The following is an 8,787-nucleotide window of genomic DNA, read 5'->3' as shown; positions in this document are numbered from 1 at the left end:
TTTACTCAAATTGTATTCGTTAATTCCGTCGACGATTTTCTTTATATTTTCCTTTTCACAAGGTTCAATAGTAAATTCAGCTTTTATTTCCATCTGAGTGATTCAGCTTGTTGCTAACGTCTCGGCTATGGCAAGTAGGGCAGGCAAGGAAACTTTTCGTTTCCGTCTGGTCTGCGAGCCAGAGCTTTTTGTTTTGTAATTATTTTTATTTTTTAATTGCCAAATCCAAAAGATTTGGCGGACTTAGTAAATAAACCCAAGCCATTAAATATGACACTTTATGCCCTATTTGCTATAGGTATTGTTGTAGCACGTTTTTACTTTCAGTCCAAATTAAAAGTCATTATTTGGTTTTTCTTGTTTTTGAAAAATAAAAATCCATCTTCTTTTATAAATTCAATGTCAATCTCATTCGGTACAAAAGGTATTTCTCCCAAATCAACTGAATCAACAACAAATTCAGCAACACTCTTCATTTTTTTTCTTGCGTAATCTTCCTCTACTAGTATTCTATCAATGTCCGTAGAGTTTTTAAGTTGGACGCCTATATACGCTCTCTTTTCCGTCACTTTTCCATTCCTTTTTGTTTCCGTTTGGTTAATAACAATATCAGTCCATTCTGCATTATATTTATCTGCCATATATTTTTCAGCGTCCGTCATTGGGTCTTCTTCTGATGAACAACCGTGTACTAAAAATGTTGATAATATCAACAAAGTAAATTTTATTCTATTCATTTTTTAAATGTGCTACAACTTGTTTATATAGATGTAAAATACATTTTTATACGCCCATTTCGGTATAAAACCGATGAAAAGCGTTGTTTTTTATTTTAAATCGTAAAGTCATCGAAAGGGTTTTTTATGCTATCTAAACTAGCACTGCTCACATGAGTATAAATCATGGTAGTCTTAGGACTGTTATGACCTAAAAGTTCCTGAATATACCTAATATCCGTACCACGTTCAAGCAAATGTGTCGCATGGCTATGTCTCAAGGTATGCAGGGTAATGGATTTCTTGATGCCAATGGTGTTTACGGCCCTTTTTAATAGTTGCCGTGCGCTTACAGGGGAGTACTTCCCACCGTTTGCCCCTTCGAACAAATAATCGCTAGGTTGGTAGGCGTCAATATATTTCTTCAAAAGAATGCACATCCGATGGGGTATGGGAACATATCTGTCCTTGCGACCCTTGCCAGACTTGATGTGGGTAAAACCTCTGTCGAGATTCAAATCCTTGGTTTTAATGTTCAAACACTCTCCTATACGAAGACCACAGGCATACAACATGCTGAGTAAGGTCTGGTGTTTTAAATTGGAAATTGAGGACAGAATGTTCTTTACTTCATCAATACTCAATACTTCCGGTAGTTTAGACTCTTTTTTAGGGCGTTCAAGTGAATCTGCCATAGAGATATCGCGACCCTCGTGTTTATAGAAAAGTTTCAACGCGCTTATTGCCTGATTTTGATAAGTGAATGAATAACCGTTGGCCAAAATGTAGTTGGTATTAAAGTTTTCAAGGTCGTTTTTGTCTATTTCCGGTAGCCTCTTGGTATGATGAAAGCCGAAGAACATCAGAAGCATACTCTCATAGGTATTAATGGTATGTGCGCTGTACCTTCTTTGCCTCATCCATTTTTTGAACGAGTGTATTTTTTTCAGGACATGTTCGTGAGGCTTTTTTGAGATGCCAATTTTCTCTCTGACAATTCTACCGGTGCTTGATTTTTGGTTATACCCATTTTTAAGGGCTTCATAGTCGACATAGTATTTTCGTTTGCGTAGGTATTGAAAAAGGGCATTGGTGGTCGTTTTTGAAAAGGGAACATAAAAACGCTTTAATTCCTTACTCCATCTCACACCATCGAAGTCCTTCAGATATTCCTTGGTTTCATAATGGTAAGGAAAGGAGACTAAAAGCAGTTCTTGACCCCTATGGTTCAATTTGTTGAGCGTAATAGTAATGTTCCGCATTGGTAGATTGATTTTGGTTCAAGATAAGGATCGAAAACTTTTTAGTCGTATCTTAATCGAATAGTGTTCGAATAATATTCTTTTAAATTTATAGTATGCGAATACAAAAGAAATGCCTTTACTGTGGAAAGTTGCTTACGGGACGAACGGATAAAAAGTATTGTGATTTACATTGTAAAAGTGCATTTCAATATAAAAAGGCGAAGGAGAGCCCGGTACGATTTTATAACAAGGTAGACAATCAGCTAAAATTGAACCGCAGGGTACTTAAGGAATACAATAAGGGGGGAAAGGTGACCATAAGGGGACAGGTTTTATTGGAATCCGGGTTCGACCCGAACTTCTTCACACATTATTGGAAAAACAAGAAAGGGGACGTCTACCTCTTTGTTTACGAATACGGTTTTCTGAAAACGAGCGAAAGAGGCAAAGAAAAATATGTCTTGGTCACCTGGCAGGATTATATGGCGAAATAGTTGCAATAACTTTTACAACCATTTGACATGAAATACGTTTAAATCCAATTCCTGTTGAAAAAACCTCGATTTACGGTATCTGTGTTGTACCCGGGAAAAGAAAAAGGGGCTTCAATTTTTGAAGACCCCTTAGTTAGTGGTAGCGAGAGAGGGACTTGAACCCTCGGCCTCCGGGTTATGAATCCGACGCTCTAACCAGCTGAGCTACCTCGCCAAAATATGCATTTTACCATCTCAATTTAATGCTAGTGGATACGATTCCTCGACCTTGTCGTGCCGCCGTCTACGAACCCCGGCGTATAAGCTTCCCGGCAACGCCGTTCGTCCTACTTTGGAACCTACCAACCAGTGTAAAAACGGCTGCAAATATAAAGTTTAATTTCATCCCTATCAACATTCCCTTATTAAAAAATATTCTAGGGGTTTTATTTTTTTATCATTTGGAAATCTATATATTGCCCATATTAACTAGATGCTACCCGAATGGACGATAAAGTAAAGTTTGAACTTGAATTTGTAATACAATCATCACCCCAATTGTTGTACCAGTACCTATCGACCCCATCCGGACTTTCCGAATGGTTTGCCGATAATGTGAATTCACGGGGAGAACTGTTCAGCTTTATCTGGGACGGGTCCGAGGAAGTAGCCAAATTGATAAAAAGAAAAACCGATGAGTTCGTAAAATTCGCATGGGAAGAGAATGATGACGGCTCGTACTTCGAAATGAAGATTATCGTAGACGAGATCACTTCGGATGTCTCGCTCTTTATTACCGATTTTGCCGAGGAAGATGAGGTAGAGGAGGCAAAGATGCTATGGGAAAACCAAGTAGCCAGTCTTAAACAGGTTTTGGGATCCAAATAGAGAGATCGCTCTACTAATAAACGTATCTTTGACCTTGATTTCTAATCAAGGTTTTTTTATGGTCAATTTCAACGGAAAACTCATTGTGTCGGGCAGTGATTTCATCAACCACAACAACCGTGGCCTACGCTATGGCGATGCCTTATTCGAAACGATTCGAACGGTGAACGGCACCATTTTCTTTTGGGAGGAACACTACTTACGATTGATGGCCTCCATGCGTATTTTACGAATGGAGATTCCCATGCGTTTTACCATGGAAGCCCTAGAGGCCGAACTGCTGGAGGTATTGAGGGCCAATAAGCTCGAAAAAAGTCCGGCCAGGGTTCGTCTTACGGTTTTCCGAAACCCTGGGGGACTTTATACCCCCCGGACCAATGAGGTCTCTTATATCATGGAAGCAGGCCCTTTGGATTCTCCGTTTTATTTGATCGATACAGGGGATTATGAGGTAGAACTTTTTAAGGATTTTTTTGTGAATCCCGATCTATTGTCATCCTTAAAGACCAACAACAAAATTCTGAACGTGGTAGGCAGTATTTTCGCCAAGGAAAACGGCTATCAAAATTGCTTGCTGTTGAACAATGCGAAGCAAGTGGTGGAAGCCTTGAACGGAAATTTTTTTCTAGTCTCGGGGAACACGGTGAAGACACCCCCCTTAAAAGATGGTTGCCTCAATGGAATCGTTCGAAAAAAGATAATGGAGCTTGTCGACAAGTTGGCAGCCTATGAGTTGATAGAAGCCTCGATTTCCCCTTTTGACCTGCAAAAAGCCGATGAGCTGTTTCTTACGAACACGATTGTTGGCATACAACCTATTACCAAATATCGAAAAAAACAGTTCGGAAATACGATAGTCAGGGAGTTACTGGGAAAACTGAACGCCGTGGCCAGGTTTTCGAACGAAAACGCTTAATTCAGACTTGGGTTTTCAGGGGCATTGGACCATAAGAGATAATCACCACCCAGTTCGATCATTTTTTCTTTCCAAAATGCCGACGGGGATTTTTGAATAATGGCACTCTCATATTGGTTCTTCACTACGATCCAGGACTTTGAGGTAAGCTCTTGGTCCAACTGAAGCGAAGACCATCCTGAATATCCTAGAAAGAATCTGATATCATTTTCAGAAATCAATTTTTGGTTGATCAAGGCAATGGTCTTTTCGAAGTCGCCCCCCCAGTAGATACCATCGGATATTTCAATACTATTATCGATGAGATGGGGCACTTTATGAATAAAATAAAGATTGTCTTGTTCTACAGGGCCGCCGTTATAAACTTGAAGGGGGATATCGATTTCCGAAACAAGATCGTTGATGCTGTATTCCAGTGGTTTGTTCAATATGAAGCCGATGGAACCCTCTTCATTGTGCTCGGCAAGAAGCACCACGGAACGGTTAAAGGAAACATCGCCCGTAAGGCTTGGTTCCGCGATCAATAGTTTTCCCTTTTTTGGTTTTAGGCCGATCATAGTACGATAACTTAACCACCCTAAATTAAGATAATTCCTATAAACACCAAAGGTTGGTAAAAAAAAGCATCCCGGGTACCGGGATGCTTTTCTGATGTGAAAAGGTATATTTTAGTTTACAGCACTGCTCAAATCGGCACCAGCTTTAAACTTAACAACATTTTTAGCAGCAATTTGGATAGTTTTTCCAGTGGATGGGTTTCTACCTTCCCTTGCGTTTCTTCTAGATACGGACCAAGATCCGAAACCTACTAGTGATACACGGTTCCCTTTCTTAAGAGACTTCTCAACGTTGCCCAAGAAAGATTCCAAAGATTTTTTAGCCGCAGCTTTAGTGATGCCAGCGTCAGCTGCCATAGCATCGATTAATTCTGTTTTGTTCATAATGTAATTAAATTAATTGTTGTTAAAATAATTTTAATCGTTGGACAAATTTATACGGATTTGGGTTGAACACAAGTAAAATGGGGCTAAATCAGCGTTTTTGTTGATAACTCGGGCTCTTTGTTGATAAACTGAAGCTTTTTAAGCCCTTCGCCCAGCCCAATAGTGACGGGGGTTCAAGCCATATAGGCCGTTTCTTCCAACTTAAGGCCATTCAGTAGGTCTCTAATATTCATCTTTTTTGCTCCCTGTAATTGTACTTCCAGTAACTTCAGATAACCGCCCTCGACCGCTACTTTCATTTCGTTTTTAGTTACGAACAAGCTCCCGTTCGGATGCTGGTGGGATACCAATTCCTTATCTGTCCTATAGATTTTTAACGACAACTTCTTGTCACCGTTGATGAGATGGGCCCATGCTGCCGGATAGGGACTTAACCCTCGAATATGGTTATGTATGGCATGTATCGATTTTCCCCAATCGATCTTACAGGTTTCCTTGTATAATTTTGGAGCGGTCTTTTGCTGCTTTTGAACAGGTTGTTTTTGGGTAACGACCTCGTTTTTTGCTATCATGGCTACCGTTTTGACCACCAATTTGGCCCCGAGATGCATCAGTTTATCGTGTAGGATGCCAGCCGTCTCGTCTTCATCGATGGGGAGGGCTTCCTGAAGAATAATTTCCCCGGTATCGATCTTGTCATCAATAAAAAAGGTGGTTACCCCTGTTTGGGATTCCCCATTTATAATGGCCCAGTTGATAGGAGCCGCGCCCCGATAATCGGGCAGGAGTGAGGCGTGTAGGTTAAAAGTACCGTACTCGGGCATTTCCCATACTGCTCTGGGCAACATTCTGAAAGCGACCACAACCTGCAGATTAGCATCCAAATCCCTTAACGTTGCAAGGAAATCCGGGTCTTTTAAATTGGTAGGCTGTAACACAAGGAGGCGCTTTTGCTCGGCAAACTGTTTCACCGCCGACGATTGTATTTTCCGACCGCGTCCTGCCGGACGGTCCGGTGCGGTTACCACACCCACGACTTCATAGCCATTATCGACCAGGGCGGCCAGCGTGGCCACTGCGAAATTCGGGGTACCCATAAAAACAATTCTCAATTTTCTCATACTATCTCATATTCATTTTTGCTATTGACGGCAATGCGGCCTTCTTCCAAGAGTTCCCGAATACCGCTCAACACTTGCTTTTCCGCAAAGTTCAAGGAGGCGACCAAGGTTCTGGAATCCCTACTTTTTCTCGCCAATAATTGCATGATTTGGTCTACCATGGTCTCGAAAGAGCCGTTCTCGGATGCTGAGGCGCTTTGGCATACATCGCAAATGCCACAATCAACAGTATTTTTTTCGCCAAAATACGTTAGTAACTGTCTATTTCTACATAGTTCATCGTTATCGATGTACGCCAGCATACTATGAACGTTGTCCACCTTGATCCGATGCCGTTCCTTGACTTCTTTGGCGAAACGGTTAATCGTGCTATCATCTTCCCGCGGTACCAGAAAAGTGATGGACAGGTCACTTTCTTTGGCGTGGTAATCAATGATTTCATCTTTGTGTAACTGCTTCAAAAACGCTAGTACCCTTTTTTCGGTCCCGCCTGATTTTTTAGCAATCAAAAAGGGATTGATTTTGGTTTCAAAATCAAAGATACCACCGTAGGTTCGTAACAAGGTCTGTAACACGGGAGCAATTTCTTGGTGACGTTCTATATATTCGAATAGCTTTTGTTTGCCCACTGTTAGCTGCACCATTGTCTTTTGGGAGAACGACTCGGTTAACGCTACTACCGAGTGCTGGTCTAGAATGCGCAGGGCATTGAAGGTTAACAGCGAGTTTAATCGATAGATATCGCAAAACGCGTGAAAGTTGAGGGGATAGGTCGTATCGGTTCCTTCCCCATAGGCTATTTGAAAATAATTGTTGAGCTTATTATATACTTTTTTGAGAAATTCAGTGTTCGGGAGTATGCTTAGAAATTGATCTTTTACCTGTTGTTTATCCGTTTTGTTCGTTAGCAGTACGGCTTTGGCGGGTAGCCCGTCCCTGCCTGCCCTACCGGCCTCCTGAAAATAGTTCTCGATACAATCGGGAATTTGATAATGTACTACGAGCCCTACATCGGGCTTGTCGATTCCCATTCCAAAGGCGTTCGTAGCTACCATGATCCGCGCCTCGTTTTCGAGCCAGAGATTCAGTCTCCTTTTTTTTTCCGATTTTGGGATACCTCCATGAAAAAATGTGGTTTGATGGCCTGCGGCCGTTAGATAGTGTGCCAGCTCCTGTGCCAGTCTTCTGGTACGTACATATACAATGGTACTTTTGCCCGCCTCGGCACATAGTTGTTGTAAGCGATACGGTTTGTCCTCGGCCCATTGTACGCTGAATGCGATATTTCCACGGGAAAAGGAGTCTTTTACCAACAGGGGTGCCCGAAGCTTTAAATTAGCGACGATATCATTGCCGACCAATTCCGTAGCCGTTGCCGTCAAGGCAATCATCGGAATTTCGGGCAGTAACTCCCTAAGCAGGGAACATTCAAGGTAAGCGGGTCTAAAATCGTGTCCCCATTGGGAAATGCAATGCGCCTCATCGATTGCAATGAGATTTACGTTCATCCGCTGAATTCGTTGTTGAACAAGGTCTTGCCTTAAACGTTCGGGTGACAGATACAGAAATTTGTAATTCCCAAAACAGCAGTTGTCCAATAGTTGATCCACCTCGTCGTAGCCGATGCCTCCGGTTAGCGCAACGGCCTTGATTCCCATTTCTTTCAAAGCGTTGACCTGATTTTGTATCAATGCCACCAAGGGCGAAACAACAATGCAGAGTCCGTCTTGGGCGAGGGCGGGGATTTGAAAACAAATCGATTTCCCCCCACCCGTTGGCATCAAGGCCAGCACATCTTGTCCGTCCAGTACCGCATCGATGATTGCTCGCTGCGAACCCCTGAATTCATCAAACCCCCAATAGTGCCTTAACAGATTTTTCGGGTCTTGCGATTTCACAGATTCAACGTTTTTGATATGAAGGCAACACGGCCCTCTACGGTATCCCGTGGTACTTCGATAACGTGGTAACCAAAACGGGTGTAGGCTTCCCACAGGTGGTCGTGTATGGCCAATGCTTCATCATAACTTTCGAAACGTTCATTGTCGGAAACGTAGATAGCCTCCCAAATAGGCAATAGAAATACCGTGTCGTACCTGTTTTCCGCGGCGGTATCGATAAATTCGTTGCCGTAATCCTGACCGAAATGGTCCATATACGCCAACACATCCGGAATGCCCCGGTCAAAAAAAACGTTTGATTGAGGTAGTAGGGTCGCTTCCCTATAGTGTTGAACCCGCGCCTTCAATATTTTCCTATTGAAATCCATAGGGTCCGAAACCAAAGCGATCGGGTTGGTGGTGAAGTGCTTGATTTCCCCTTCGTGTTTTGCTTCTAAAGTCATCGAGCGTATCACCTCGTGGAAACAATGGTGGCCTCCTTTTTCCAAACCCTCGATCAACGAGGTCTTTCCCGTGCTGGGACCTCCGGTAATAACGATTTTTCTTTGACCCAAACCCATTCGATTATACCAACAAAAGTAATC

At 42.3% G+C, this 8,787-nt stretch carries 10 protein-coding genes and 1 tRNA gene; 3 read left to right on the top strand and 8 right to left on the bottom strand.

From position 1 onward, the window contains the following. Positions 1-323: 323 nt before the first annotated feature. Positions 324-737 (bottom strand): hypothetical protein, encoded by a 414-nt coding sequence (locus FK220_RS13100; protein WP_152574776.1) that lies wholly within the window; start codon positions 735-737, stop codon positions 324-326. 95 nt (positions 738-832) lie between these two features. Next, positions 833-1,978 carry a site-specific tyrosine recombinase/integron integrase gene (xerA, locus tag FK220_RS13095; RefSeq protein ID WP_152574775.1) on the bottom strand — a complete coding sequence of 382 codons (1,146 nt, stop codon included), beginning with the start codon at positions 1,976-1,978 and terminating at the stop codon, positions 833-835. A 95-nt stretch (positions 1,979-2,073) separates the two neighbouring features. On the opposite strand from xerA, the gene FK220_RS13090 reads away from it, so the two are divergent. Beyond that, positions 2,074-2,454, top strand: coding sequence for a hypothetical protein (locus FK220_RS13090; protein ID WP_152574774.1), 381 nt, complete (start codon positions 2,074-2,076; stop codon positions 2,452-2,454). A gap of 137 nt (positions 2,455-2,591) precedes the next feature. Here FK220_RS13090 and FK220_RS13085 read toward each other — a convergent pair. Then, positions 2,592-2,668 (bottom strand) — tRNA-Met (locus FK220_RS13085). Positions 2,669-2,937: 269 nt separating this feature from the next. Here FK220_RS13085 and FK220_RS13080 point away from each other — a divergent pair. Together FK220_RS13080 and FK220_RS13075 are read left to right on the top strand one after the other, a co-directional pair. Then, a complete protein-coding gene (locus tag FK220_RS13080; RefSeq protein WP_152574773.1) occupies positions 2,938-3,321 on the top strand; it encodes an START-like domain-containing protein in 384 nt (127 codons plus the stop codon). A 58-nt stretch (positions 3,322-3,379) separates the two neighbouring features. Continuing rightward, the gene (locus FK220_RS13075; RefSeq protein ID WP_152574772.1) at positions 3,380-4,237 is read left to right on the top strand and encodes an aminotransferase class IV; all 858 of its coding nucleotides are present in this window, start codon (positions 3,380-3,382) and stop codon (positions 4,235-4,237) included. Here FK220_RS13075 and FK220_RS13070 read toward each other — a convergent pair. From FK220_RS13070 to FK220_RS13050, 5 genes are all read right to left on the bottom strand, one after another. After that, positions 4,234-4,794, bottom strand: a complete 561-nt coding sequence (locus FK220_RS13070) for a YqgE/AlgH family protein (RefSeq protein ID WP_152574771.1) — start codon at positions 4,792-4,794, stop codon at positions 4,234-4,236. The genes FK220_RS13075 and FK220_RS13070 overlap by 4 nt on opposite strands. A 111-nt stretch (positions 4,795-4,905) precedes the next feature. Continuing rightward, positions 4,906-5,178 carry an HU family DNA-binding protein gene (locus FK220_RS13065; RefSeq protein WP_152574770.1) on the bottom strand — a complete coding sequence of 91 codons (273 nt, stop codon included), beginning with the start codon at positions 5,176-5,178 and terminating at the stop codon, positions 4,906-4,908. A gap of 176 nt (positions 5,179-5,354) precedes the next feature. Then, the gene (gene fmt / locus FK220_RS13060; RefSeq protein ID WP_152574769.1) at positions 5,355-6,302 is read right to left on the bottom strand and encodes a methionyl-tRNA formyltransferase; all 948 of its coding nucleotides are present in this window, start codon (positions 6,300-6,302) and stop codon (positions 5,355-5,357) included. Then, positions 6,299-8,200, bottom strand: coding sequence for a RecQ family ATP-dependent DNA helicase (locus FK220_RS13055; RefSeq protein ID WP_152574768.1), 1,902 nt, complete (start codon positions 8,198-8,200; stop codon positions 6,299-6,301). The genes fmt and FK220_RS13055 overlap by 4 nt, the downstream gene beginning before the upstream one ends. Beyond that, positions 8,197-8,763, bottom strand: a complete 567-nt coding sequence (locus tag FK220_RS13050; RefSeq protein ID WP_317168334.1) for an ATP-binding protein — start codon at positions 8,761-8,763, stop codon at positions 8,197-8,199. The genes FK220_RS13055 and FK220_RS13050 overlap by 4 nt, the downstream gene beginning before the upstream one ends. Positions 8,764-8,787 lie beyond the last annotated feature (24 nt).

The organism is Pelagihabitans pacificus, assembly GCF_009371985.2.
In the GTDB taxonomy this organism is placed as follows: Bacteria; Bacteroidota; Bacteroidia; order Flavobacteriales; family Flavobacteriaceae; genus Pelagihabitans; species Pelagihabitans pacificus.
This window is presented reverse-complemented; position numbering and strand designations above follow the sequence as displayed.

What these genes read in the sequence shown, in the direction of transcription:
- FK220_RS13100 (WP_152574776.1), bottom strand. Translation starts at nt 737, where the DNA reads ATGAATAGAATAAAATTTACTTTGTTGATATTATCAACATTTTTAGTA.
- xerA (WP_152574775.1), bottom strand. Translation starts at nt 1,978, where the DNA reads ATGCGGAACATTACTATTACGCTCAACAAATTGAACCATAGGGGTCAA.
- FK220_RS13090 (WP_152574774.1), top strand. Translation starts at nt 2,074, where the DNA reads ATGCGAATACAAAAGAAATGCCTTTACTGTGGAAAGTTGCTTACGGGA.
- FK220_RS13080 (WP_152574773.1), top strand. Translation starts at nt 2,938, where the DNA reads ATGGACGATAAAGTAAAGTTTGAACTTGAATTTGTAATACAATCATCA.
- FK220_RS13075 (WP_152574772.1), top strand. Translation starts at nt 3,380, where the DNA reads ATGGTCAATTTCAACGGAAAACTCATTGTGTCGGGCAGTGATTTCATC.
- FK220_RS13070 (WP_152574771.1), bottom strand. Translation starts at nt 4,794, where the DNA reads ATGATCGGCCTAAAACCAAAAAAGGGAAAACTATTGATCGCGGAACCA.
- FK220_RS13065 (WP_152574770.1), bottom strand. Translation starts at nt 5,178, where the DNA reads ATGAACAAAACAGAATTAATCGATGCTATGGCAGCTGACGCTGGCATC.
- fmt (WP_152574769.1), bottom strand. Translation starts at nt 6,302, where the DNA reads ATGAGAAAATTGAGAATTGTTTTTATGGGTACCCCGAATTTCGCAGTG.
- FK220_RS13050 (WP_317168334.1), bottom strand. Translation starts at nt 8,763, where the DNA reads ATGGGTTTGGGTCAAAGAAAAATCGTTATTACCGGAGGTCCCAGCACG.